Here is a 25,994-nt window from a genome sequence, read left to right as displayed (position 1 = left end):
GCACGCCCGGCCGCAGCTTTGGATATATCCGCCGCGTCCGCTATTGACTCAATCAGTTCGGTCTTGTTCATTAATCGCTTTCCCCCATACTGGCTTCCGGCTTAATTATTTACCGGATCCAAATTATCTGTGTGACGCCCCATTTGTTGGGCCGTGAATCGCCGGGAATTTATACCCACTGCCGGAAATCGTGTCAAGCAACGGGTTCCTCTAAACCGAGCGCCCTCCGGCACTTCAAACAACACTTAATGGGTCGTCACATCAGAGGTTTTTTGCCCCAACGGCTCTTCACTCTCGGTAGATTTCTTTACGCTTTCTGCCTCGCCATTCAACCGGCTGGGCATCTCCACAAGCGCAATCTCCAGCACCTCATCGATCCACCTTACCGGCTTGATCACGAGATTCTGCTTGATATTCTTCGGTATCTCCACCAGATCCCGTTCGTTCTCTTCCGGGATCACCACCGTTACGATACCACCACGATGCGCGGCAAGCAGCTTCTCTTTGAGTCCACCGATTGGCAGCACCTCGCCCCGCAGGGTGATCTCACCAGTCATCGCAACATCTGCCCGTACCGGGATACCAGTCAGCGCTGAGACTAGTGAGGTGCACATACTGATGCCGGCACTCGGACCATCCTTCGGCGTAGCGCCTTCCGGCACATGGATGTGGATATCATATTTCTGGTAGAAGCTGCTCTCCAGACCCAGGGATTTCGCCCGGCTGCGCACCACCGTCATCGCTGCCTGGATCGACTCCTGCATTACCTCACCGAGCTGGCCAGTATGGCTCAGCCGCCCCTTGCCCGGCATCAGCGCCGCCTCGATGCGCAGCAGTTCGCCACCCACCTCTGTCCAGGCCAGACCGATCACCTGTCCGACCTCGTCGTGATCATCTGCTCGCCCGTAGCGGAAACGCTTCACGCTCAAGTAGGACTCCAACCGCTTGGGGGTGACTGTGATCTTGCTTGCAGGCTTCTTTAGCAGGATCTCCTTGACCACCTTGCGACAGACCTTGGCGACCTCGCGCTCCAGGTTACGTACCCCCGCCTCGCGAGTGTAGTAGCGCACGATATCGCGGACCGCCGCCTCACGAAACACCATCTCATCCGGCTTGAGTCCGTTGTTCTCCATCTGCTTCGGTACCAGATAGCGCTCCGCGATGTTGACTTTCTCGTCTTCAGTGTAGCCAGAGAGACGGATCACCTCCATGCGATCCAGCAACGCCGGCGGGATATTCAGAGTATTGGCGGTGGCCACAAACATCACTTCGGAGAGATCGAAATCGACCTCGAGATAGTGATCGTTGAAGGTGTGATTCTGCTCTGGATCGAGCACCTCCAGCAACGCGGAGGCGGGATCGCCGCGAAAATCCATCGCCATCTTGTCGATCTCATCAAGTAGAAACAACGGATTCCGCGTCCCCACCTTGCTGAGATTGTTGATGATCTTGCCGGGAAGCGCGCCGATATAGGTGCGTCGGTGACCTCGGATCTCCGCCTCATCACGCACTCCACCCAGAGCCATACGGGTGAACTTGCGGTTGGTGGCGCGGGCGATGGACTGCCCGAGTGAGGTCTTGCCAACACCCGGCGGTCCAACCAGACAGAGGATCGGGCCCTTCAACTTACGCACCCGCTGCTGCACCGCCAGATATTCAAGGATGCGCTCTTTAACCTTATCCAGCCCGTAGTGATCCTCTTCCAACACGCTTTCTGCGCGTCCAATGTCGTTGCGGATCTTAGAACGTTTTTTCCAGGGCAGCCCAACCAAGGTGTCGATGTAGTTGCGCACCACGGTGGCCTCAGCCGACATCGGCGACATCAGCTTGAGCTTGTTCAGCTCCGCCTGGGCCTTCTCCCTGGCCTCCTTGGTCATTCCAACCTCGTCGATCTTCTTGCTAAGCTCCTCGACCTCGTTGGGCGCCTCATCCAGATCCCCCAGCTCCTTCTGGATCGCCTTCATCTGCTCGTTCAGATAGTACTCGCGCTGGTTCTTCTCCATCTGCCGTTTAACCCGGCCTCGGATACGCTTTTCCATCTGCAAGATGTCGTTTTCGCCCTCCATCAAACCCATCAGATGCTCAAGGCGCTCACGCACATCGGGCATCTCAAGCACATGCTGCTTCTCTTCCAACTTGAGCGACATGTGGGCGGCAATGGTATCGGCAAGGCGGCTCGGCTCATCAATGCTTGAGAGCGAGGTCAGCACCTCGGGCGGTACCTTTTTGTTGAGCTTTACATACTGATCAAATAGGGAAGTGGCAGAACGCATCAGCACCTCTATCTCCCGCTCTTCCAGTGAAAGCTCATCACTGAGGCTCTCAATCTGCGCGGTAAAATAGTCGTCAGTTGAGACAAACTCAACGACCCTGGTGCGTTCACCCCCCTCCACCAGCACCTTTACCGTGCCATCCGGCAATTTCAGCAGTTGCAGGATATTTGCGAGTGTTCCAATGCCATACATATCCCCTACTTCGGGGTCATCCACATCAGCGCTCTTCTGCGCTGCCAGCAGGATCTGCTTGTTGCTTTGCATTGCGGCATCAAGCGCGCGGATCGATTTGTCTCGTCCGACAAAAAGGGGGATCACCATGTGTGGGTAGACCACCACATCCCGCAGCGGCAACACAGGAACGATATTCATTGAGTGTTCAGTCATTCCAGAACTCTTCTCTTCTTGGGCCATTAAGGCATGCCCCCAATAGACAGACGGATTCCACCCAGCCACCACTGTGATGGGGCCATGGCGTCTGTGATGGATAGATCAACGGCAGACTAGCAACGGCAAGCTACTGCCAGCGTTTGTCATACAACGTACGGATAGAATTGGGGTGTCCCGGGGAAAATTCAAGCATAAAAACCCTCCGGCGAGCTCAAATCACCCACCGGAGAACTTTTAAGATCAGTCAGAAGCGGCAATCTGCTGCTGCTCCCCTCCGCCGTAGATCATCAGCGGCTCCGTCTCCCCGGCGATGACCGATTCATCCAGCACCACCTTGGAAACATTATCCATAGAGGGCAGGTCATACATGGTGTCGAGCAACACCTGTTCCAGGATGGTGCGCAGGCCGCGTGCACCCGTCTTGCGCTCCATCGCCTTGCCTGCGATGGCGCGCAGAGCGTCCGCGCGGATCTCAAGTTCGCACCCTTCCATTTCGAACAGCCGTCCATACTGCTTGGTAAGCGCATTCTTTGGCTCGGTGAGGATCTTCACCAGCGAATCCTCATCCAGTTCCTGGAGGGTCGCGACCACCGGTAGACGGCCGACAAACTCAGGAATCAGCCCATATTTAATCAAATCTTCCGGCTCCACATCAACGATGATCTCGCCCACCGAACGCGCTTCGTCCTTGCTGTGGACCTCAGCGGAGAACCCAATACCTCCCTTCTCCGAACGATCTTTGATCACCTTCTCTAAGCCCGAAAAGGCACCGCCGACGATGAACAGGATATTGGAGGTGTCAACCTGCAGGAACTCCTGCTGCGGATGCTTGCGCCCGCCCTGGGGCGGCACCGAGGCGACTGTACCCTCGATCAGCTTCAGCAGCGCCTGCTGCACACCCTCGCCAGAGACGTCCCGGGTGATGGAAGGATTGTCAGACTTGCGGGAGATCTTATCGATCTCATCAATGTAGACGATGCCGGTCTGCGCCTTCTCTACATCATAATCGCACTTCTGCAACAGCTTCTGGATGATATTCTCAACATCCTCGCCCACATAGCCTGCTTCTGTCAGAGTGGTCGCGTCCGCGATGGTGAAGGGTACATCAAGGAGGCGCGCCAGCGTCTCCGCCAGCAGAGTTTTACCTGATCCGGTGGGGCCGATCAGCAGGATATTCGATTTGGCAAGTTCGATATCGCTCTCTTTGCCGAGGCTCTCCAGACGCTTGTAATGATTGTAGACCGCCACCGAGAGCACCTTTTTTGCGCGCTGCTGGCCGATGACGTATTGATCAAGGGTTTTATTGATCTCGTGAGGACGGGGCAGGCTATCTGAGGATTTCTCGCCAGACTCATGCATCTCTTCACGGATGATGTCGTTGCAAAGTTCGACACACTCGTCGCAGATGAAAACTGATGGACCAGCAATCAGCTTCCGCACTTCATGCTGGCTTTTGCCGCAAAATGAACAGTAAAGCAGTTTACCGTCGTCGTTCTTACCGTTCTTGTCGCCGCTCATCTATACAATCTCCTGCGAGAGTTTACTGGTCCGCATCCCGTTCTCCCGAGCATGCCTAATCATATCGAACCCAAACCTGATGGCAAGGTAGCACGCCACAAACTGACTCATCCAGACAAATTCGGAGTAACTGAGGAAGCCACACCCTCTATTCGCCCGCCGCCAGGCTGCGCTGCGCCAACACCTGATCGATCAGGCCGTAGGCAACAGCATCTTCACCACCCAAAAAATTATCACGTTCCGTATCCGCTGCAATCTGCTTCAGCGACTGCCCGGTATGGTGAGCCAAGATCTCGTTAAGTCTCTCGCGCAGCAACAGAATCTCTTTTGCGTGGATCTCGATGTCCGACGCCTGCCCCTGAACACCACCCAACGGCTGATGGATCATCATGCGTGAGTTGGGCAGGCAATAACGCTTGCCAGGCGCCCCCCCCGTCAACAGCAACGCACCCATACTGGCAGCCTGGCCAATGCACATAGTACTGACGTCCGGACGGATAAACTGCATGGTGTCGTAGATTGACATGCCTGCTGTAACCGAGCCGCCCGGTGAATTGATATAGAGGTGAACATCCTTGTCCGGATTCTCGGATTCAAGAAACAGCAGCTGCGCCACCACCAGGTTGGCCATGTTATCTTCCACCGGACCCACCAGGAAGATCACCCTCTCCTTCAGCAAGCGCGAATAGATATCGAAGGATCGCTCGCCTCGCGCCGTCTGTTCAATGACGATCGGCACCAAACCCAGATTCTGTGTATCCACTCCACCCATGTTTTGTATATCGGTCATCTCTTCGAAATCCTTAGGGCCGACAGGCCCATTACCCTATGCTCGGCAGGGGATGGTGGTGCCATCCCAAAGACCAGGCTTCAGCACAATCCTCCCGCCCCAAAACCTGGCCTGTTGCCAGCTCGGCGGATCAGCTTTCCGCGGTCAGCTCCGCAAAATTTGTCGGCTCATCGACAACATCAGCCTGCTCCATGACCCAGTCGACCACCTGATCTTCCAGCACCACATTCTGTACTGCGGCAAGCTGCTCCTGATTCGCGTAGTAGTGCTTGATCACTTCCTCAGGCTGCTCATAGCTGGCGGCGAACTCCTCGATGGTCTGACGAACCCGCTCATCATCCAGTTTAATCGAGTTCTTCTTGATCACTTCCGCGATCAGCAGTCCTAGCCCGACCCGGCGCTTGGCCTGAGACTCAAACATGTCGCGTGGCAGCTCCATGGAGGAGGAACCGGCAGGCAGGCGACTGCGAGTCTGATTACGCAGCGCGTCGATCTCCTCGTCCACCAGCGCCGTCGGCACGTGCAGCTCATTACATTCGATCAGCAGGTCCATCGCCTGCCCTTTGAGACGCGCCTTGATTCGCTGTTTCAGCTCGTTCTCCATATTCTCGCGGATATCGCTCTTCAGCTTCTCCACACCCTCGTCGGAACCGAACTCTTTGGCGAACGCATCATCGAGCTCAGGCAGTACCGCCTCAGCCACTTCGATCACGTCCACCTCAAAGGTTACAGGCTTACCCGCCAGCTTTTCCACCCGGTAGTCTTCAGGGAATTTGAGTTCCAGGGTGCGGCTCTCACCGGCCAGGGCGCCGATCAGGCCGGATTCAAAACCGTCGATCATGCTGTTGGAACCCAGCACCAGCGGCACATCATTGGCGCTGCCACCATCGAAGGCCTCACCATCCATAATGCCCTTAAAGTTGATCTTGACCTGATCCTGCTCTGCCGCGGCGCGCTCCACCGGATTCCAGCTGATGCGCTGCCCACGCAGCTTCTCGATCATATCCTCTACGTCCTGGTCGACCACCTGGGCCACCGGGCGGGTAATCTTGCCCTCGATCTTTGCCAGCTCGATCTCCGGCATCACCTCCAGTGTCGCGGTATAGGCGAAGACACTCTCATCATCGCTCTGTTTGGGCTCAATCTTCGGCGGACCAACAGGATTGAGGTTCTGCTGCTGCAGCGCATCCTGATAACTCGACTCCACCAGCGAGCCGTAGACCTCCTGCAACACCTGAGAACCATACTGACGGCGCAGCATCCGCATCGGCACCTTGCCAGGACGAAAACCATCCATGCGGGCAGTGCGACCGATCTCTTCCAGGCGTCTGCTTACCTCTTCCTCGACCCGCTCAGCAGGCAACTCCACAGAGAGGATCCGCTCCAGACCTTCCCCTGATTCCAGCGATACTTGCATCAATCTCGTCTCCTGGCAGCGCAGGCCACCTCACAATTTTAAAGTCTCTAAGTTGAATTCAGATCGAACCCCGTAACCGGGATTATGATAAATTTGGTGCGAAAGGGGAGACTCGAACTCCCACGGGTTGCCCCACTGGAACCTAAATCCAGCGCGTCTACCAATTCCGCCACTTTCGCATATCCGCACTTCCGGCGTAGAATCGTGCATTATATCCACATATTGACAGCGCATCCACGCCGGAAGTCACACCAGGATCGTCAACTGGGCTCGATCCGGTCGACCCTCTGGAAACCACGCGGCAATTTGTTGCCACGACGTCCCCGCTCACCCTGATAGCTATCAAGATCGGATGACTTCAGGGTGATATGGCGCTTGCCCGCATAAGCAGTAAGCGCGCTCCCTGCCGGCACCACCGCCAGGGCAATTACAAACTCCTCGCGCGACGCCACTCGCTTCGGCGGGATCCCGATAATCTTGTTGCCCTTGCCGCGATTCAGCTCGGGCAACTCCGCCAGCGGGAAGACCAGCATGCGACCCTCATTGGTGATCGCCACCACCCGCTCACCATCCGGATCATGCACCGGTAGCGGCGGCAGCACCTTCGCCCCCTTCGGCAGAGTCAACAGCACCTTGCCTGCCTTGTTCTTCGATTGCATCACCTCGAGCTGTACACGGAAGCCGTAGCCCGCATCCGAGGCGAGCAGATACCACTGTTTGGCATCACCGCCGAGCACCGCACAGAAGCTGGTCCCCACCGGCGGCGCAAGGCGACCGGTCAGCGGCTCACCCTGACTCCGCGCCGACGGCAGGGTATGTGCCGGCAGCGCGTAGCTGCGCCCGCTGGAGTCGAGAAACACCGCAGCCTGGTTGCTGCGCAGCTGCGCCGCAGCGAGATAGTGATCACCCGCCTTGTAGCTGAGCCCGGCGGGATCGATCTCATGCCCCTTGGCGGCGCGCACCCAACCCTTCTCCGAGAGTACCACCGTAACCGGCTCGCTGGGGCTCAGATCGGTCTCGGAGAGTGCCTCCGCCGCCGCCCGCTCGACGATAGGAGAGCGGCGTTCGTCACCAAACCGTTCCGCATCGGCCTCAATCTCCTTACGGATCAGGGTGCGCAGGCGTTGCTTGGAGCCGAGGGTCTTCTGCAGCCAGTCGCGCTCCTGCTCCAGCTCATCCTGCTCGCCGCGGATTTTGAACTCCTCCAGCTTCGCCAGGTGGCGCAGCCGCAGATTGAGGATCGCCTCGGCCTGCCGCTCGGAGAGAGCAAAGCGGCGCATCAGCTCCGCCTTAGGGTCATCCTCATAGCGAATGATGGCGATCACCTCGTCGATATTGAGGTAGGCGATCATCAGACCTTCGAGGAGATGCAGCCGATCCAGCACCTGATCGAGCCGATATTGCAGCCGCCTAGTCACCGTCGCGGTGCGAAACGCCAGCCACTCCCGCAGCAGGCTCAGCAAATCCTTCACCTCAGGGCGACCATTGGTGCCGATCAGGTTGATATTGACGCGATAGCTGCGCTCCAGGTCGGTACTAGCGAACAGATGCGACATCAGGCGCTCTACATCGATCCGATTGGAGCGCGGCACAATCACCAGCCGAGTCGGGCTCTCATGATCCGACTCATCACGCAGATCCTCCACCATCGGCAGTTTCTTCGCCTGCATCTGCGCCGCGATCTGCTCCAACACCCGCGCCCCGGAGACCTGGTGCGGCAGCGTGGTAACAATGATCTCGCCCTGCTCGCGCTCATAGCGGGCACGCATGCGGATCGAGCCCTTGCCGCTGACATAAATCTTTCGAATCTCCTCCGGCGGGGTGATGATCTCCGCCTCGGTGGGGTAGTCCGGCCCTTTGATGTGGTCGAGCAGATCATCGAGGCTCGCCTTGGGCGACTCCAGCAGATGCACGCAGGCGGCGGCCACCTCGCGTAGATTGTGCGGCGGGATGTCGGTGGCCATGCCCACCGCGATACCGGTGGAACCGTTGAGCAACACATTGGGCAGGCGTGCCGGCAGCAGCGACGGCTCCTGCAGAGTGCCGTCGAAGTTCGGCTGCCACTCCACCGTGCCCTGGCCCAGCTCAGAGAGCAGCACCTGTGAATAGGGGGTGAGGCGCGACTCAGTGTAACGCATCGCGGCGAAGGATTTTGGATCGTCCGGCGAGCCCCAGTTGCCCTGCCCATCCACCAGCGGATAGCGGTAGGAGAAGGGCTGCGCCATCAGCACCATCGCCTCGTAGCAGGCAGAGTCACCGTGGGGATGGAACTTGCCGAGCACATCACCCACGGTGCGCGCCGACTTCTTGAACTTGGCCGCCGCGCTCAGTCCCAGCTCCGACATGGCGTAGACGATACGTCGCTGCACCGGCTTGAGACCGTCGCCGATGTGCGGCAGGGCGCGGTCGAGGATGACGTACATGGAGTAGTCGAGATAGGCCTTCTCAGTGAAAAGGCTGAGCGGCAGTCGCTCCACCCCTTCCAGGCTCTGATCGATGGTATCGCTCATCTGGGCAGCTTTTCTTCCAGTCATAAAGGGCCAAAGGGCCCGAAACAGCCGGAGATAATACGGAATGCCCCAGAATTAGGGAATACGCAGGGGAATCAACTCAGCCGCAGGCGCAGCCAGAACAGAAGCAGGGTCGGCAGCAGAAACAGTCCCAGACCGAGCAGAATCGACAGCCAAAGCACTGCAAACTCACCGCTCAAGCCACCCACACCCCCAAGCAGAAACAGCAGAGCACCGAGCCCCAGGGCGTGATTGATCCAGCGCTCGTGCCGATAGCCGTTACCCGGCGCCAGGCGATAGAGCTGTCGCAAACCATCCAGCAGCAGATACCAGGCGGCTGACAGGGCGATCAGATAGGGCAGCAGCCCGATCAGATCCCAGGCGTTGAGCAACCAGAACAGCTGTGCCGTCAGCAACAGCAGGCCGATCACAGAGAAGCGCAGCTGTGCCACCGCCCGACTTCTCAGCCAGCGTGGATAGTGCTGCAGCAAAAGGCCAAACAGAAAAAAGGGCAACACCCCATAGAGCAGATTGAAGGCCTGCGGCGCCAGCTCCAGGCTCAGCCCAGCCCAAACCGCAAGAGAAAACCCCAGCACCCCCTCCAGACTCAGCAGCGACAAGGGAGACCAGCAGACCCGATCCCACCAGGTCGGATCCCGATGCGCTTGCTGGTTGAAGGATGTTAGCGGGGTGATACACATGACGGCAGACCAAAGATTCTGATCAGATGATAAAACAGCTGCGCGCATCATCGACAATGACAATCCGCAAGCCCTACTGGCACTGCTTGCCGACCGAGCGATCCGGGCCCTTGCCTTCTGTAGAGTCACCCAGCGCCCACTTCAACAGCGGCGGGGTGGCCAGGGTCGTCACCATCACCATCATCAAGACCGCCGAAAACATCGCCTTGTCGATCACATTCAGACTGATGCCGATGGAGGCAAACACCAGCCCCACCTCACCCCGTGGCATCATGCCAATGCCCACCGCCAAACGCCTGCGATCAGCCCCCATCACACCCAGACCTGCCACCAGTTTGCCGAGCACCGCCACCAGGGTCAGTCCTGCCGAGAGCAGCAGCACCTGCGGATCGAGAAAGCTCTCCAGCTTCACCTGTATGCCCATCAGGACAAAGAAGATCGGCACCAGAATCGCCTCCAGCGGCGCGAACAGCTCCTTGATCGAGTATTTGTGCTTACGGTAGTCGCCCCAGGCCTGGAAGTGACTGTCGAGCATCAACAGACCAGCGGCGAATGCACCAACAATGGTCGCCAGACCCACCAGATTGGCCAGCCAGGCAAGCGTCATGACAAACACAAACGGGATAAAGAGCTTCGCCTCCACCACCTCCATGTGTCGCAGCAGGCGGATCAGGGCGCGGATGATATGCGGCCCGAGCAGTAGCACACTGGCGATAAACAGGCTCGCCAACAGGATGATACGCAGGATCTCATCCAGTTCGATACTGCCGGTGACCACGATGCCGGAGACGATCGCCAGCATCACCAGACCGAGCACGTCGTCCATCACCGCCGCACCGACAACCACCTGGGCCACCCCGGAGCGACTCTGGCCGAGATCCTGCAATACCCGGGCAGTGATACCGATGCTGGTGGCACCCAGCGTCGCGCCGAGAAACATATGCTGGGTGTGGGGGGCATCCGGCGTCAGCCACCAGGTGACTAGAAAGCCGAGCGCAAAGGGAGCCAGTACACCGATCAGCGCCACCCGCAGAGAGTCACCACCGACCCGCTGCAGCTGCGCTACGCAGGTATCCAGACCGATATGAAACAACAGAAAGATCACGCCGTAGCGGGAGAAGACATCCACCGCCTGGGCCACCGACAGATACTCGCGCCCATGCGGGCCGCTCACCACCTGCAGGAAGCCAGCGGCATACTCAGGCCCGACCAGCTGCTGCACCGCCTGTTCCAGCGACAACCCCGACATCACCAGACCCGACAACTCGGTGCAGCCAACCCCTTCGCGCAACACGCTCATCAGCTCGAAGCCGGCGAAGTGCAGCAGGTTACCCAGCACCACCCCCATCACCAGCTCACCCAGCACCGAGGGCTGCTTCAACTGGCGCGCCGTGTAGCGTCCGATCAGTGCCGCGATCAGGATCAGGGTGACGCCAAAGATCACTGGCGCCACCGGGTCGCCATGCGAGAGACCTGTAGCGATATTCGGCTCAGCGACCATCACACCCCTCATTCACGCCGCAGCGAAAAAGGTCTGCGGCAGAGGAACCATCGTTACTGGCAGTTTACTACAAGGTCAGGCCGACCACTTTAATGGAAACAAAGAGGTGCACAGTGTGGAGAGATAGAGAACGGTGGAACCCTGTCACCAGGGATACTCAGGCTCTAGGGAGAAACGTCAAACCTGGAGCAGGGATTCTGGGCAAAAGCGTGGCTTTCTATTCAGCATGCCATTCCACTCGCATCGCGGCGCGGCACGGCGCCCCCTCTTCCTACTCCCGCTCTTCGATCCAGGCCGCCTGGATCGCCTCGAGGACCCTTTCGCCGGAGTGCTCCGGGTCATCGTCGAAGTCATCGAGCGCCATCACCCAGTTGCGCAGGTCGACAAAGTTGACCTGTGTCGGATCCACCTCAGGGTAGGCCTCGTCCAGCTCGATGGCGATATCCTGGATATCGATCCACTTCAGTCCCATGACATGCTCCTCGCTCAGTGGCTCTCTGAGACCATGTTGATGGTGTATTTGGGAATCTCGATCACCAGATCCTCATCCCCTACCCGCGCCTGACAGCTAAGGCGCGACTCCGGCTCCAGCCCCCAGGCCTTGTCGAGCAGGTCATCCTCCTCCTCAGTCGACTCCTCCAGGGAATCAAAACCCTCACGCACGATCACGTGGCAGGTGGTGCAGGCGCAGGACTTCTCACAAGCATGCTCGATCTCGACGCCGCCGGCCAGCGCCGCATCGCAGATGGTGGTGCCTGGCTCCGCCTCGATCACGGCACCCTCGGGGCAGATCTCTTCGTGGGGCAGGAAGATCAACTGGGTCATTACGGCTTCTCCTGCTGAAACTCACTCAAATTCATTAACACTGTGGCCAGCCATCGCCTGCTGGATACTCTGATTCATGCGCCGCTCGACGTAGAAGCCACAGGCCTTCTCCAGCGCCGAAATCGCCTGCTTGATCTCGGCCAGGCTATCGGCGCGGGAGAGGTCACGCAGCTGCTGCAGGGCGGCATCGATGGTGGCGCGCTCGTCACTATCGAGCAACCGCTCGCCATCTGCGGCCAGCGCTGCTTCCAGCGCCTCAATCACCCGATCCGCTTCCACCTGCTGCTCACGCAGAGCACGCGCCTGTTTGTCATCATCGGCATGGTCGATAGAGGCGCGCAGCATGCTTTCGATCTCGTTATCGGTCAGCCCGTAGGAGGGTTTGACCTCGATCTGTGCCTGCACCCCGCTGCTCTGCTCCACCGCCATCACGCTGAGCAGGCCATCCGCATCCACCGAGAAGGTGACGCGAATGCGCGCCGCGCCGGCCACCATCGGTGGGATACCGCGTAGCTCGAATCGCGCCAAGGAGCGGCAATCGCTGACCAGCTCCCGCTCACCCTGCAGCACGTGGATCGCCATCGCCGTCTGGCCATCCTTGAAGGTGGTGAACTCCTGGGCGCGGGCCACCGGGATGGTGGTGTTGCGGCTGATCAGCTTCTCCACCAGCCCACCCATAGTCTCGATGCCGAGCGAGAGGGGGATCACGTCGAGCAGCAGCATCTCGTCATCGGGCTTGTTGCCGGCCAGGATGTCGGCCTGGATCGCCGCCCCCACCGCCACCACCCGATCCGGGTCGATATCGACCAGCGGCTCACCACCAAATAGTTCACCAACCCGCTCACGCACCCGCGGTACCCGAGTAGAACCGCCCACCATCACCACCTCTTCGACCTGCTCCGGTTCGACACCCGCATCGCGCAGCGCCCGGCGACAGGCCATCAGGGTCTTTTTGATCAGCGGTTCGACCAGCGCGTTGAACTGTTCGCGCTCAAGCCGGCCCTGCCAATGTGTACCATCCGCCAGTTCAAGCTCGATCTCAGTCGCATCCGCTTCGCTCAGGGCCTCTTTGGCGGCACAGGCGTCGCGCATCAGACGACGCATCTGGCGGTGGTCCGCGCCGTCCTGGATGCCCGCCTGCTGCATCATCCACTCCGCCACTACACGGTCGAAATCGTCACCGCCAAGGGCTGAATCACCACCGGTAGCCAGCACCTCGAAGACCCCCTTGTGCAGCCGCAGAATGGAGATATCGAAGGTGCCACCACCCAAGTCGTAGATCGCGTGCAACCCTTCGGCCCCCTTGTCGAGTCCGTAGGCAACGGCCGCGGCGGTGGGTTCGTTGAGCAGCCGGAAGACATTCAGACCGGCCAGTCTGGCGGCGTCTTTGGTGGCTTGACGCTGCGCTTCGTCGAAGTAGGCGGGGACGGTAATCACCACCCCGGTAAGATCACCGCCGAGGGTTGACTCGGCGCGCTGTGCCAACACTTTGAGCACCTCGGCGGAGACCTCAACCGGCGAGACATCGCCAGCCACCGTGCGGATCCGCGGCACCGCCGTCTCAGTGCCAACAAATTGGTAGGGAAGCTGGCTGCCGAGGGTCTTGATCTCCTCCACGCCACGGCCGATCAGACGTTTCGCCGAAGCAATGGTGTTGAATGGATCCTGCGCCGCCTGCGCCTTCGCTGCATGGCCGACGCTGATCCCCTCATCGCTGTAGCGCACCACGGAAGGCAGCAGTGGCGCCCCTCGGAATCGGCCAGGGTCTCTGCCCTGCCGCTGCGCACGCTGGCGACCAGCGAGTTAGTGGTGCCCAGGTCGATACCGGCGGCCAGCCGGTGCTGATGGGGTGCCTGGGCCTGGCCCGGTTCGGCGATCTGCAATAGTGCCATGATTCAGTTTCAGTCCAATGATGTTCAGAGTGCGTCTTCGATCTCAGCTTCCGCGGCCTCGACCTCGGCCCGCAAGCGCTGCAGAAACCGCATCTTGCGCAGGATCTCCCGGCTCGCTTCCAGCTGCTCAGGGGTGGCGCTCTCGAACTGCACCGCCATCTGTCCGACCAGGGTATTGATCTTTTTGTTGATGCGCCCACGCAGCTCGAACACCGCGTCGTAAGGATCTGCCTGGCTGCGTGCCTGCTCCAGCTCTTCACGCAGCTCCATCTGTTCCATCAGAAAGGCCGCGTCCATGGTGGTCTCTTTCTCCATATCCATCTCGATGCCATGCATCGAGAGTAGATAGGCACCACGGGCAATCGGATCTTTGATGGTCTGGAAGGCCTCGTTGATGAGTGCCGCGCCCTGCACCGAGAGCCGCCGTTCCTGATCAGTTGCGTTGGCAAAGCGGTCCGGATGCATCACCCTTTGCAGGTCGCGATAGCGCTCCGCCAGCGAATCAACATCAACGATGAAGCCCACCGGCAGCCCGAACAGTTCAAAATAATTTTTCGAAAGATCCAGCATATCGAAAAAAGCCGGCTGCCCTAGGCAGCCGGACTCTTAGGCTCCTGTTCCAACTGGAGTGACCTCAAACGGTGAAGCTTTCGCCGCAGCCGCACTCACCCTTGGCGTTGGGGTTGTTGAATTTGAAGCCCTCGTTGAGGCCCTCTTTGGCGAAGTCGACCTCGGTGCCGTCCAGATAGACCAGACTCTTCGGGTCGATCACCACCTTTACGCCACAATCCTCGAACACCACGTCATCTTCGTCGAGTTCATCAACAAATTCCATCTCGTAAGCCATACCGGAACAGCCGGAGGTGCGCACTGACAGACGGATGCCAATGCCTTTTCCACGGTTGCTGAGGAATGCCTCGACCCGCTTGGCAGCGGCTTCTGTGATAGTGATTGCCATCTTGCTACTCCGCAGGGTTATCGATCACAGGGACCTTACCCCGCATTCTTGTCGGTGTAATCTTTGATCGCAGCCTTGATCGCATCTTCAGCCAGGACCGAGCAGTGCACCTTGACCGGCGGCAGCGCCAGCTCTTCGGCGATCTCTGAGTTTTTGATCTGCTGCGCCTCATCCAGGGTCTTGCCCTTTACCCACTCGGTGAGCAGGCTGCTAGAGGCGATGGCGGAACCGCAGCCGTAGGTCTTGAAGCGGGCATCCTCGATCACCCCAGCGTCGTTGACCTTTATCTGCAGACGCATCACATCACCACAGGCCGGCGCACCCACCATGCCGGTGCCGACGCTCTTCTCTTCGTTGTCGAAAGCACCCACATTGCGCGGATTCTCGTAGTGGTCGAGTACCTTATCACTGTATGCCATAACCTTAACCTCTATCGAAAAATCAGTGTGCCGCCCATTGGATCGATTTTAGATCGATACCATCTTTGAACATCTCCCACAGGGGGGAGAGTTCACGCAGGCGGCTCACCTGGCTGCGAATCTTCTCCACCGCGTAGTCCACCTCTTCCAGCGTGGAGAAGCGACCGAATGTGAAACGGATCGAGCTGTGCGCCAGCTCATCCTCACGCCCCAGCGCGCGCAGTACGTAGCTCGGCTCCAGGCTGGCCGAGGTGCAGGCGGAACCGGAGGAGACCGCCAGATCCTTCAGCGCCATGATCAGCGATTCACCCTCGACGAAGGCGAAACTGACATTCAGATTGCCAGCGACGCGCCGCTCCAGATCGCCATTCAGGTAGACCTCATCCATATCCTTGATACCGTCCCACAGGCGTTGGCGCAGGGCCTGGATACGCTCATTCTCGGCCACCATCTCCTCGCCGGCGATACGGAACGCCTCGCCCATACCAGCGATCTGGTGGGTTGCCAGGGTACCGGAAGCGCATACCGCGCTCGTGGCCACCGCCGTGCATCTGCGCCTCCAGCCGCACCCGCGGCTTGCGACGCACGTAGAGCGCGCCTATACCCTTGGGTCCGTAGATCTTGTGCGCGGAGAAGGACATCAGGTCGACCTTCATCTGCTGCAGGTCGATCGGCACCTTACGGCGCTCTGGGCAGCATCGACATGGAGCAGGATCTTGCGGGGTCGGGTCAGCTCACCGATCGCCTCGATATCCTGGATCACGCCGATCTCGTTATTGACGTGCATGATCGAGACCAGGATGGTGTCGTCGCGCAACGCCGCCTCGAGCTTGCCCAGATCGATCAGGCCGTTCGGCTCGGGATCCATATAGGTAATCTCGAAGCCCTCGCGTTCCAGCTGACGGCAGGTGTCGAGTACCGCCTTGTGTTCGGTCTTGCAGGTGATGATGTGCTTGCCCTTCTTCTGATAGAAGTGGGCCACACCCTTGATCGCCAAATTGTCGGACTCGGTAGCGCCGGAGGTCCAGACGATCTCTTTCGGATCGGCATTGACCAGTTCCGCCACCTGTTTGCGCGCCCGGCTCACGGCCTCGTCCGCAGTCCAACCAAAGGAATGGGAGCGTGACGCCGGGTTGCCAAAATCACCATCAGGAGTCAGGAAACTACACATCAGCTCGGCAACCCGGGGGTCGACCGGGGTAGTAGCTGAATAGTCCATATAGATCGGTAACTTCATTTCTCAATCGACTCCGAAATAGGGAAAGGGATAAAGGGCGGGTGCTCAGGCACTCGCTGGATTGCTGGCTTCTGTGAGGGAGCTGATAGCAATCGATGGCCCCTCTTCTTCCTGCTCCTGCCGTTCTGACACCTCTTTCACCGCCTTGCGGTCCATCAGGTCCTGCAGGCTGATGCGGTTGAGGTAGTGGTAGATCTGCTCGCTCAGGTCGGCCCACAGGTCGTGGGTCAGGCAGCGATCATTATTCTGACAGTTGTGGGCGCCGTGGCAACGAGTGGTATCCATACTTTCATCGACCGCGGTAATCACCTCGCCGATGAAGATCTCAGCCGCTTCGCGCCCCAGGCTGTAGCCGCCACCTGGCCCCCGCACACTCGTCACCAGCTCCTTTTTGCGCAGACGAGAGAAGAGTTGCTCCAGGTAGGAGAGCGATATCCCCTGTCGCTGGGCAATATCCGCTAGGGTGATCGGCCCCCGACCGTAGTGGAGTGCCAGGTCGAGCATCGCCGTTACGGCATAACGACCTTTTGTGGTAAGCTTCACGCGCTTCGCTCCAAACAATATGTTTGGTCGCTAATATACATTCCCAAGTATTTTAGTCAAGTATTTTGCACCCCAGTCATTCTGCGGTTTTATTCTTCGCCGGGGTCTCGCCACTCGCCTCATCCAGCTTCAGCAGTTCTTCCGCAGTGGAGACGATCTCGCAGGAGTCCAGCGGTGGTATCACACCATCCTCCTCAGACAGACCCATCTTCTTCAGCGCCTCGCACATCGACTGCATCTTATTGTCCATCACGTGCATGTGATCGAGCATGCAGTTGATCGCATGGGCGACCGGATCGGGGGCATCCTTGGTTGCGCCATAGGCATCGAAACCAATCTTCTTGGCAATCGCCTCGCGATGACCATCGGCCGCTTTCTTCGGCGTGATCAACCGCCCCGGCACACCCACCGCGGTAGCGCCGGGCGGCACATCTTTCACCACCACCGCATTGGAACCGATACGCGCGCCCTGGCCGATCAGGATCGGCCCAAGCACCTTGGCGCCCGCACCCACCACCACATTGTTAGCCAGGGTCGGGTGGCGCTTGCCCTTCTCCCAGCTGGTACCACCCAAGGTGACACCATGATAGAGGGTGCAATCATCACCGATGATCGCGGTCTCACCGATCACCACCCCCATGCCGTGGTCGATAAAAAAGCGCCGGCCGATCACCGCACCCGGATGGATCTCGATACCGGTTAGCCAGCGAGCGATGTTGGCGTTGACTCGCGCCAGCCACTTCAGGCCCGCATTCCAGAGCCAATGGGAGAGGCGGTGAAACATCACCGCATGCACCCCCGGATAGGTGGTGAGTATCTCAAAGGTGGTGCGCGCCGCCGGATCGCGCTCGAACACGCACTGAATGTCTTCCCACCAACCGAAGCCCATCAGCCCCTCCAAAATCTTGCCTATACTCACAGACCCGCCCACTGGGCCAGTGCCACTAGCATAGCGATATCCGGGGGGGAGATTATCCACAATACCATGTAAAATACTAGGAAATAGAGCAGGAGGGACTGTTCCTGCGAGCGCCTGAGCCGAAAGCGATCTAATCGAGAGCCGCCGCTGCAGACTGGCCGGCCTGGCCCAGCCCCGACGAAAAGTGCAGACGCCCTTCTGTATCGACGAGCACTGCCTCGATGCCTGGCAACCGCTCCACCAGCGCCATAGCGGCCTGTCGCCCCAGCACAAACAGCGCGGTAGAGAGCGCATCGGTGGTGATCGCCTCCGCTCCCAGCACCGAAACGCTGCGCAACCCCTTGGCCGATCGGCCCGAGCGCGGGTTGAGAATATGGTGATAGCGCTCCCCATCCTGGATGAAGAAGCGCTCATAATCACCGGAGGTGGAGAGTGCCGTATTGCTCAACGGCAACAGCGCCCTGATACCCGCCTTATCATCGGGGTCGCGCACCCCCACCCGCCAAAGGCGGCCACGCCGGTCGCCGAGAAAACGGCTATCACCGCCAGCGCTGAGCAGCGCATGTTCGATGCCGTGCTGCTGCAGGATGGCGATGCCCCGATCCACCGCATAGCCCTTGGCGATACCGCCCAGGTCAATGCGCACCCCCGGTCGAGCAAATGCCAGACGGGGAGGATCTGGAGTCAGCACTAGATGTTGATAGTCGATCATCGGCAGCAGCTGTTCGAGTTGCTGCTCGCTGGGCCTGATGCCGCGTCGATAATCGTATCTATGCCCCACACTGGCAAAGGTGATATCGAAGGCCCCGTCACTTAGCTCCGAGATCTGCTGCGCCCGCGCCAGCACCCCATATAGCTCATCGCTGATAACCACCGCACCCTGGGCCGCCTGCTGGTTGACCCGTGACAGCTCACTGTCGGAACGAAACGGACTCATCGCCCGATCGATCCGACGCAGCTCCTCCAATACCGCCTCGATCGCCACCTCGCCCGCCCCCACCGACTCGCTCCAGAGCTGGATCACGACCCGGGTCCCCATGATATCGGCGCTGCGTTGCAGCCACTGCGCCTGTGCCTGCGCACCAAGGCTGAACAGCGACAGCAGAAGCAGCCAGACGACAGCCCTCGTCATGAGGGGAGAAAGTCGATCGGATAGGAGACCACCGTGATCGCCACATCCTTCACACCGAAGTCGAACATGCGGATCCGTGCCAGCAGCTTGCGCTCCAGGCTCGGATTGTTCAGCTCCGATGAGAGCAGCCGGCAATCGGTCACCCTGCCCGAGGGGGCGATGGTGATCTCCAGCAGCAGCTTGCCGCGTAGGGTCGGATCCTTGCGCAAGGCCCGATTATAGATGGCATAGACCGCCCCCTTATTGCGATCAAATACCAACTGCACCTCTTCGCTGCTGCGCTGGCCCTCAAGGCTGTTACTGATCGGCCGACTGGCGCGACTGCCACCGCCACCATTGCCCTGCACTGCCGAACGCAGCTGGGTCGTTTTGCGGCCACTCAAACCCTGGCCACCGGTATCGCGGCTCAAGCGACTGGTGTCGATGCCGGCACTGCCCCTAGCGGCGTCCGCGGTCACCAGAGAACGCGCCACCTTTTTCGCCTGATTGCCCGCCTTGGAGAGACTGCGAGTCGCTGTGGTGCTACTCACCACCGGCGCGCTACGCAGATCCGCCAGCTCATCGGCGAAGGCAAGCAGGCCCGACTGCTGCGCCTTGCGTCGCGCGGCGGCCGGATCGCTCTGCACCCGCCGTTTCGCCACCCTGGCCGGTGGCGCCTTCGGCCGCTTTTTTGCCACCAGTTTAGGTTTCGGTTTGGGCCTTGGCTTAGGTTTCACCACCGGCTTGGGTTTGGCCTCGGGGATCTCAATCTCCGGCGGTTTATGCTTCACTAGTTCGACCGGCCGCCGCTCCAGGGTCAATTTCGCCAGTCGCGGCGGCTGAACCCGCTTGATCCGTTCAGGCTGTGGCAGCTCCACCACCGAGACCACCCACCCCAGCAGCAGCGCCACACTCAACAGCCCCAACTGCAGCCAGCGAAACTGCCTGTCCTCCCAGTGCAGGGTGTTCCAGGGCAGTTCCAGACGATGCACCATCACACTCATAACGCCACCTCCGACTCACCCACCTCGGGGCGACGCAGTACCGCCAGCGAGATGTTGCCGAAGCGGCTCTCGGCGCAGGTCAACATCACCCGTTTCAGCAGCCGATAGGGAGTCTGCTTGTCGGCCATGATAGTGATATCACCGCTTGCCGCACCCTCCGCTGTTGTTGCTGTCTGCTGCTCAGCCGCCCGCGCTGCCAGCGCCTGCGCCAGCGGCGCGATCAGCTCCGAGTCGCCCTCCATCAGCTCCGCAAGCTGCGCCACCGGGTGCCCCTGCAGCAGGATCTCCTGGCGATTCAGCATCACCACCAACGACTCCTCGGCACGTTGCTCAGCACTCGACTCCGGCAGCTGCAGCGCCTTGGCGTTGGGCAGAATCTGCACCTCGGAGGAGTTGACCAGCAGGAAGAACACCAGGATGGTGAAGATATCCATCAGCGACACCAGGTTGATGGCACCACGACCACGGTTACGCCGATGGTGGCGCTGCATGCGTTTGGCCCGGCGTGACAGCTTCATGATCTCTCCCCCTGCCCTGCCGATTCGGGCAGCGGCGGCGCATCCCCCAGGGAGATATCGGGGAACAACTCCGCCTGCACCAGCGAACCGGCCTGCACCAGCTCGGCGACCCGCACCCGATCCATCACCTGCACCAGGGTATCGTAGGCGACCTGCGGCTCCGCCAGCAGATAGGCTGTGCGCTTGTCGGGATAACGCGCCTTGAGCGCCTGCAGCAGCTGCGACAAGCGCTGCAGCTGCCTGTCCGGATCGTCCGCCTCGATACGCTGGATCAGCCCGCCGTTGCGATCGGCCACTTCGATGGCGTCGTGACGCACGATGATCTCCAGCTGCAGCTCGCCCTTGGCCGGCTCACCACCCGCGGCGGCCGGCGGCAGATAGAGATCGAACACCGCCATGCGCGAAAAGGAGGCAGTAATCAACAGAAACGGCACCAGGATCACCATCAGATTCATGAACGCGGTGATGTTCAGCTCCGCCTCTTCGTGGAGCCGTCGCGAGCGGCGTCTCATCGCGCACTCCCAGCCCGTTCGGTGACGATATTGAGGAACTTCACCGAGGCCATCTCCAGGCTGTCAACGATCTGCGTGGTGCGGCTCTGCAGCAGGGTGTAGACCAACAGCAGCGGGATCGCCGCCATCAGGCCAAACGCGGTGGTATTCATTGCCACCGAGATACTGGCGGAGAGCAGATCGGCCTTCTCCGCCGGATCGGCCGCCGAGACCGCAGTAAAGGCATTGATCAGGCCAATGATGGTGCCCAGCAACCCCAGCAGGGTGGCGATATTGGCCAGGGTACTGAGATAGTGAGTGCGCTTCTCGAAGCGTGGTATCTCCTCCATCAGCCCCTCCTCCATCGCCATCTCCAGATCGCTGCGGCGGCGCGCGCTGCGCACCCGATCCAGACCGTAGACCATGATGCGCCCCAAGGCGGTGCTGGAATCCGCAGCCGACTTCAACGCCTGTTTGAAGTCACCCTCATTCAACTGCGGCAACACCCGAGTCCAGAAACGATTGTTGCGCAGCCGAGCACTGGACAGATAGAGGTAGCGCTCGATAGCGATCGCCAGCCCGGCGGCGAAGATCAGCAGGATCGGGTACATAAACAGCCCCCCCTCCTGGAAAAAACGGATGATTGTGTGAAGATTGTCCATGGTGCTCTCCCTCAGTTGGGTCAGATAGTGTCGATTAGGGCCGCTCAGCGACCGCGTTGAAATAGTCGAGCCGGCGGCGAAATTGCGCCCGCTCGATCGGCGCCAGCAGATCACTGGCCGACTGCAGCGACGGCATCCCCAGCGGCTGTCCCGGCCCCGGTTTCTGCCAGGGCACCAGATAGAGCACCTGGGGCGACTCGCGACTGCCGATGATCGAGGTGCCCTGCAGCTCCAGCCGCTGCTCCGCCTGGGCCGGCGTCTGCATCAGCAGCGCCAACAGCAGCCAATGAAAAGAGGTTCTGTTCATGCTTATCGGTCCTCCGCCGCAATGCGCCGCTGCAGCTCGGCGATCCACACTCTGCTCTCCGCCTGCTCATCGACAGAGAGCGCTGCATAGCGCCGGTAGTGCGCCAGCGCCTGCTGCGGCTGATTCAGATAGAGATCGTAGAGGATGCCCAAGTTGCGGTGCCCCAGGGCGTGATCAGGATGCGCTGCGAGCAGCGCCTGATAGAGTGCCAGCGCCTCCTTAAAGCGCCCTTGGTGACGCAGCACGATAGCCCGTTGATGCCGTGCCACCGGGTTCTCCGGATCAAGCCGCAGCGCCTGCTGCAGTGCCGCATCGGCACTCTCCAGCTGCCCCGTCCTGAGCCGCAGGATACCCAGATTGAGCCAGGGCGAGAGCAGATCGGGATACGCCTCCACCAAGCCCTGCAACAGCAGCACGGCCTGCGCCTCATCACCTGTCTGCATCGCGCTGATCGCCTGCCGCAATTGAGCCTGGGCCGGCTCAGGCAGTCCCGCAGGCGATGCCGGCTTCTGTTCCGTAACGACCTGCGGCGGTGCATCCAAACGCGGTGTGATACCGGCACAGCCCACCAGCAGCAGGAGCAGTAGTAGAAGAGAGATCGGTCTAACGCAATGCATCGAACACCCGCTCCCCCTGCTCCTGCTTGGCATAACGCGCCGGGCTCAGCGCCGCCAAGCGCTCGAAACTCTGCCTGACCCACGCGTCATAGCTCCCCTGGGCGGCCCGCCTGGCATTCACCTGGTGAGCCTCGATCGCCCGCTCCTCGAAGGGGAAGGCCTGCTCCTCCAGCAACAACTCATACTGCTCCAGCTCCACCGCCGAGAGTCCGGCCGGACGTTCAGAGTGCAGCAGCGACTCGCCAAACAGCCGGTAGATCTCGGCGAGGCGGAAGGTCGCCTGGGTGGTCACCCCGGCCTGGGCAAAACCAGCCGCCAATTCAAAGGCTTGGATGGCGCGCTGCATCTGCGCCTTCTTCTGCTTCAGACTGCGCGCCAACGGGCGCTTCAGCGGGATCCGCTCAAACGCAGAGAACTCCGGCTCGGCCAGCCGCAACGCCGCATGGGCAGCGAGATAACGGCTGCGCTCACTACTGGCCTGGCCGGCCTTGCGCTGCGTCACAACAAGCTGACGCAGCCAGTAGTCGCGTTTGGCAGACTGATCCTGCTGCTGGTAGAGCTCGACCAGCCGCTGGCGCGCCTCCATCGCCGGCTCCTGTGGCTCAGGGAAACGCTTCACATAGCGCTTGAAGGCAGTCACCGCCTGCTTTCCGCTGCCGGCCTGCTGGTAGAGCTCCGCTGCCTGCCAGGCAGCCTGGCGCTGCACATCGATCGCCTGGGGGGTGGCGGCGACCCGCTCAAAGGCAGCGGCAGCCTGCAGCGGCTGCTTATCCTGCAGATAAACCAGCGCCAGTTTGCGCTGCACATCAGCAATCGACTCATGTTTGGGATAGCGACGACGAAACGCCTCCAACACCTCGGCCGCCTCGGCCCAACGACTTGCCGCGATCAGGCTGGCGGCGGCATCGTATTCGGCGGTGGCACGGATCGTCGCCCCGGGCACCACCTGGCCGACGCGCAGAAAGTGCCGGGCCGCGGCCGCCGTTGCGCCCTTCTCCCGCTGAGCACGGCCCTGCTGGTAGATGGCGGCGGCAAGCTTTTCGCGGATCATACCCTGGCTGTTTTTTTCTGATCCCGGCAGTTGTAACAGCTGGCTGTAGCCCACCTCAGCCTCGACGTAGTCGGCCAGTTCGAAGGCGGCATGGGCGGCCACCATCCAGCTCACCCGCTGCGCCTTCTGCTCCAGGCTGGAGCCCGACTTCAGACTGCGCCGCGCCAGCGTACGGGCCCGGGCGTAATCACCCAGCTCAAACAACTGCTGGGCACTGCGGCTCAGCACTTTGGCGGCCCGCGGATCATTGCCAAACCGGTCAGCAAAGCGCAGCCCACTCTCAGCCGCCTGACGCTGCCACTCTGGGCGTTGCGCCTCGGGCAGGCGCGGCGTCTGCTTTTCAAAGGCCAGTAACGCTGCATAGCCCGCCTCGGCGGCGTCCTTATGGGGCGGATAGTCATAGGCGCTGCGCTGATACGCCACCACCGCCTGGTTGAACGCACCCCGCTCGAACAGCAGTTCCGCCAGCAGAAAGTTCACCGCACCACTCTCCGCCTCACCGGGGAAACGCACCAGGTAGTGGCGATACCAGGCCACTGCCTGCTCGAACCATGCATCCCGCTGCGCTTTTGAAGCCTTCCCCTTCTGCTGCACCAACGCGTGGTAGTGGGCGGCCAGATCACGCAGATGACGACGCAGATGAGGGGTAAGCTCGGCCCGGCTCGACGGATCCAGCTCCCGCCAAGCGGGGCCGTTGAGCCGGTAACGCTCCGCCAGCTCCTGTTTCGCCGCCAGCGCCTGACTGGGAAAACCATGTTTGGTGAAGTTATCGATCGCCAGCAACTGCAGACCCGGTGCTTGCGGATAACTCGGATGCTGCCGCACAAAGGCGAGATAGGCGCCAGCCGCATCGAGGATGCGCTGCTGCTTCAGATAGAGATCACCCAGGCTGCGATAGACTCGGTGCAGCCAGCCCCTGCCTCCGTTTTGCCGGAAGTAGCGATCAATGCCGGCAGCACCGCCCAACTGGATGAAGCTGAGGCTCACCACCCGCAGGGTATCCTGCAGCAGCTCCCGCTTCGCCGCGCGCCAGCGCATCACTGTCGAGCCGTTCCAGGGCATCGGCCCGCCGATCAAGCAATCGAGTGAAGGCATCCAGCGCCGCTTCGAAATGCTGCTGTTTGAACAGCGCCCAGCCAAGTTTGAACAGCGAACGCTGATGGAAGGGCGAGGCCTCGCCAGCTGCCACCGCAGCAGCATAAGCGTGCTCGGCTCCAGCATAGTCGGCCTGCGCGAACAGCCACTCACCACGGCGGAACTGCGCCTCCTGTAGATAGGGGGAGTTGGGATGCTCCCGCACCAGCTGATCGAGGGCCTGCTGCGAGCGCGCCGGACGACCAGCCAGCGCCTCCGCCCGGGCCAACTGGTAGAGCAGCCGGTCACGTCCGGCAAAGGCCCCATCCTGCTCCAACAGCCTACGATAGAGCGCGATGGCGCTGGCGAAATCCTGCGCTGACGCATCCCCAGCAGACGCATCGCCGAGGCGCTCCTCACCCTGTTCCAGCTGCAAATCTGCCAGTCGCCGGGTCGCCTCCCAAGTCAGCTCGGGCGGCGCCGGCTGTTGCAGCAGCACCTGGTAGCCCGCCATCACCTGCCCGGCGGGTGGCGCCACCACCGGCTCCGCCTGCACTGTTCGCGGGCGGGCCTGCAGGCTGGCCAGGGTCGGCGGCCCCGGCTCACGCTGCAGCCAGGAGACACACCCCTGCAACAGGAGAGGAAGCAGGATCAGCGCCACTGCCCTCATGGCGTCGCTCCAGCACGGCTGGCAGCCCGATCCTGCAACTGGGCGAGGGCAAAGCGGGCGCGGGCACGCAGACCGTCGAGACCCACCTTACGCTGCTGCAGCGACTCGCTGGCGAGGCGCTTCAGTTCGTCGGCCTGGGCCTGCAGGGTCTGATTCAGCGCAGGCTGCAGCTCGGCAATGCGCGCCTTCAGCGCATCGATCCGCATGGCAAAACCTTTGAAGCGGCCCGGCGCCTGTTGCACCGCCTGCTGCAGACGCTGGCGCTGACGTTCGCTCTGCTCCAGCTCCGTGTTAACTGAGCGAAGGTCTTTGCTGAATTGCCAGAAGCGGGGTTTAAAATCGCTCTCCACTTGCCAGCGCAGCAGCCCCTTCATCAGCCGCAGGCGCTGCCGTTTCTCCTCGAGCCCAGCCACATCGCCCAGCGCATCCAGGCGTCGTTCGATCGACTCGATGCGCACCAGCTGCGCCTGCTCTTTTGCATCTGCCAGCCGCATCGGCTGACTGCCGCCGGCCAGTTTATGTTCCTTTTCAAGCAACTCATCGTGGCGCTGCCGCAGACTCTGCAGAGACTGATCGGAGAGCGCCGCTTCGGCCCT

23 protein-coding genes, 1 tRNA gene and 3 pseudogenes are annotated in these 25,994 nt (G+C 60.7%); all 27 read right to left on the bottom strand.

Features of this window, described 5'->3' with window-relative positions:
• Positions 1 to 245: 245 nt before the first annotated feature.
• Positions 246 to 2,687, bottom strand: a complete 2,442-nt coding sequence (lon, locus tag RIFP1SYM_RS09435) for an endopeptidase La (RefSeq protein ID WP_039960183.1) — start codon at positions 2,685 to 2,687, stop codon at positions 246 to 248.
• A 216-nt stretch (positions 2,688 to 2,903) separates the two neighbouring features.
• Positions 2,904 to 4,181: an ATP-dependent Clp protease ATP-binding subunit ClpX gene (gene clpX / locus RIFP1SYM_RS09430; RefSeq protein ID WP_005963020.1), complete on the bottom strand. Its 1,278-nt coding sequence runs from the start codon at positions 4,179 to 4,181 to the stop codon at positions 2,904 to 2,906.
• A 148-nt stretch (positions 4,182 to 4,329) separates the two neighbouring features.
• On the bottom strand, positions 4,330 to 4,971 hold the full coding sequence (clpP, locus tag RIFP1SYM_RS09425; RefSeq protein ID WP_005963017.1) for an ATP-dependent Clp endopeptidase proteolytic subunit ClpP: 642 nt from the start codon (positions 4,969 to 4,971) through the stop codon (positions 4,330 to 4,332).
• A gap of 130 nt (positions 4,972 to 5,101) precedes the next feature.
• A complete protein-coding gene (gene tig / locus RIFP1SYM_RS09420; protein ID WP_006475199.1) occupies positions 5,102 to 6,388 on the bottom strand; it encodes a trigger factor in 1,287 nt (428 codons plus the stop codon).
• A 94-nt stretch (positions 6,389 to 6,482) separates the two neighbouring features.
• Positions 6,483 to 6,567 (bottom strand) — tRNA-Leu (locus tag RIFP1SYM_RS09415).
• An 81-nt stretch (positions 6,568 to 6,648) separates the two neighbouring features.
• The gene (gene parC / locus RIFP1SYM_RS09410; RefSeq protein WP_006475198.1) at positions 6,649 to 8,898 is read right to left on the bottom strand and encodes a DNA topoisomerase IV subunit A; all 2,250 of its coding nucleotides are present in this window, start codon (positions 8,896 to 8,898) and stop codon (positions 6,649 to 6,651) included.
• 95 nt (positions 8,899 to 8,993) lie between these two features.
• Positions 8,994 to 9,599, bottom strand: a complete 606-nt coding sequence (locus RIFP1SYM_RS09405; protein ID WP_138921884.1) for a molecular chaperone — start codon at positions 9,597 to 9,599, stop codon at positions 8,994 to 8,996.
• A gap of 73 nt (positions 9,600 to 9,672) precedes the next feature.
• Positions 9,673 to 11,100: a cation:proton antiporter gene (locus tag RIFP1SYM_RS09400; RefSeq protein WP_240992068.1), complete on the bottom strand. Its 1,428-nt coding sequence runs from the start codon at positions 11,098 to 11,100 to the stop codon at positions 9,673 to 9,675.
• 271 nt (positions 11,101 to 11,371) lie between these two features.
• The gene (gene iscX / locus RIFP1SYM_RS09395; protein ID WP_005963002.1) at positions 11,372 to 11,572 is read right to left on the bottom strand and encodes a Fe-S cluster assembly protein IscX; all 201 of its coding nucleotides are present in this window, start codon (positions 11,570 to 11,572) and stop codon (positions 11,372 to 11,374) included.
• Positions 11,573 to 11,586: 14 nt separating this feature from the next.
• A complete protein-coding gene (fdx, locus tag RIFP1SYM_RS09390) occupies positions 11,587 to 11,925 on the bottom strand; it encodes an ISC system 2Fe-2S type ferredoxin (protein ID WP_005963000.1) in 339 nt (112 codons plus the stop codon).
• A gap of 21 nt (positions 11,926 to 11,946) precedes the next feature.
• Positions 11,947 to 13,817, bottom strand: a pseudogene (gene hscA / locus RIFP1SYM_RS09385) (Fe-S protein assembly chaperone HscA).
• 24 nt (positions 13,818 to 13,841) lie between these two features.
• The gene (hscB, locus tag RIFP1SYM_RS09380) at positions 13,842 to 14,387 is read right to left on the bottom strand and encodes a Fe-S protein assembly co-chaperone HscB (protein ID WP_005962994.1); all 546 of its coding nucleotides are present in this window, start codon (positions 14,385 to 14,387) and stop codon (positions 13,842 to 13,844) included.
• Positions 14,388 to 14,451: 64 nt separating this feature from the next.
• Positions 14,452 to 14,775 (bottom strand): iron-sulfur cluster assembly protein IscA, encoded by a 324-nt coding sequence (iscA, locus tag RIFP1SYM_RS09375; protein WP_005962991.1) that lies wholly within the window; start codon positions 14,773 to 14,775, stop codon positions 14,452 to 14,454.
• Positions 14,776 to 14,810: 35 nt separating this feature from the next.
• Positions 14,811 to 15,194: a Fe-S cluster assembly scaffold IscU gene (gene iscU, locus RIFP1SYM_RS09370; RefSeq protein ID WP_005962988.1), complete on the bottom strand. Its 384-nt coding sequence runs from the start codon at positions 15,192 to 15,194 to the stop codon at positions 14,811 to 14,813.
• 22 nt (positions 15,195 to 15,216) lie between these two features.
• Positions 15,217 to 16,431, bottom strand: a pseudogene (locus RIFP1SYM_RS09365) (IscS subfamily cysteine desulfurase).
• Positions 16,432 to 16,476: 45 nt separating this feature from the next.
• Positions 16,477 to 16,974, bottom strand: a complete 498-nt coding sequence (iscR, locus tag RIFP1SYM_RS09360; RefSeq protein WP_006475192.1) for a Fe-S cluster assembly transcriptional regulator IscR — start codon at positions 16,972 to 16,974, stop codon at positions 16,477 to 16,479.
• Between the two features lie 76 nt (positions 16,975 to 17,050).
• Positions 17,051 to 17,863, bottom strand: coding sequence for a serine O-acetyltransferase (gene cysE, locus RIFP1SYM_RS09355; protein WP_006475191.1), 813 nt, complete (start codon positions 17,861 to 17,863; stop codon positions 17,051 to 17,053).
• Between the two features lie 160 nt (positions 17,864 to 18,023).
• Complete coding sequence (locus tag RIFP1SYM_RS09350; RefSeq protein WP_005962975.1) at positions 18,024 to 19,025, bottom strand: FAD:protein FMN transferase; 1,002 nt, start codon at positions 19,023 to 19,025, stop codon at positions 18,024 to 18,026.
• Entirely contained in the window at positions 19,022 to 20,008 is a 987-nt protein-coding gene (locus RIFP1SYM_RS09345; RefSeq protein ID WP_005962972.1) for an AgmX/PglI C-terminal domain-containing protein, read from the bottom strand. The genes RIFP1SYM_RS09350 and RIFP1SYM_RS09345 overlap by 4 nt, the downstream gene beginning before the upstream one ends.
• Positions 20,005 to 20,526 (bottom strand): ExbD/TolR family protein, encoded by a 522-nt coding sequence (locus RIFP1SYM_RS09340; RefSeq protein ID WP_005962969.1) that lies wholly within the window; start codon positions 20,524 to 20,526, stop codon positions 20,005 to 20,007. Before RIFP1SYM_RS09340 ends, RIFP1SYM_RS09345 begins: the two co-directional genes overlap by 4 nt.
• Positions 20,523 to 21,038 (bottom strand): ExbD/TolR family protein, encoded by a 516-nt coding sequence (locus RIFP1SYM_RS09335; protein ID WP_005962965.1) that lies wholly within the window; start codon positions 21,036 to 21,038, stop codon positions 20,523 to 20,525. The genes RIFP1SYM_RS09340 and RIFP1SYM_RS09335 overlap by 4 nt, the downstream gene beginning before the upstream one ends.
• Positions 21,035 to 21,679: a MotA/TolQ/ExbB proton channel family protein gene (locus tag RIFP1SYM_RS09330; protein ID WP_005962963.1), complete on the bottom strand. Its 645-nt coding sequence runs from the start codon at positions 21,677 to 21,679 to the stop codon at positions 21,035 to 21,037. The genes RIFP1SYM_RS09335 and RIFP1SYM_RS09330 overlap by 4 nt, the downstream gene beginning before the upstream one ends.
• 34 nt (positions 21,680 to 21,713) lie before the next feature.
• On the bottom strand, positions 21,714 to 21,986 hold the full coding sequence (locus RIFP1SYM_RS09325) for a hypothetical protein (protein ID WP_005962961.1): 273 nt from the start codon (positions 21,984 to 21,986) through the stop codon (positions 21,714 to 21,716).
• A gap of 2 nt (positions 21,987 to 21,988) precedes the next feature.
• Entirely contained in the window at positions 21,989 to 22,603 is a 615-nt protein-coding gene (locus RIFP1SYM_RS09320) for a tetratricopeptide repeat protein (protein ID WP_240991679.1), read from the bottom strand.
• A complete protein-coding gene (locus RIFP1SYM_RS09315) occupies positions 22,590 to 24,692 on the bottom strand; it encodes a tetratricopeptide repeat protein (RefSeq protein ID WP_240992069.1) in 2,103 nt (700 codons plus the stop codon). The genes RIFP1SYM_RS09320 and RIFP1SYM_RS09315 overlap by 14 nt, the downstream gene beginning before the upstream one ends.
• On the bottom strand, positions 24,598 to 25,398 hold the full coding sequence (locus RIFP1SYM_RS09310; protein ID WP_005962955.1) for a tetratricopeptide repeat protein: 801 nt from the start codon (positions 25,396 to 25,398) through the stop codon (positions 24,598 to 24,600). Before RIFP1SYM_RS09310 ends, RIFP1SYM_RS09315 begins: the two co-directional genes overlap by 95 nt.
• Positions 25,395 to 25,994, bottom strand: a pseudogene (locus RIFP1SYM_RS18065) (hypothetical protein); the annotation flags it as partial. The pseudogene RIFP1SYM_RS18065 and the gene RIFP1SYM_RS09310, both read right to left, overlap by 4 nt.

It is taken from the genome of endosymbiont of Riftia pachyptila (vent Ph05) (assembly GCF_000224455.1).
Lineage (GTDB): Bacteria > Pseudomonadota > Gammaproteobacteria > Chromatiales > Chromatiaceae > Endoriftia > Endoriftia persephonae.
The sequence above is the reverse complement of the archived record's forward strand: the minus strand, read 5'-3'. Positions and strand labels throughout refer to the sequence as shown.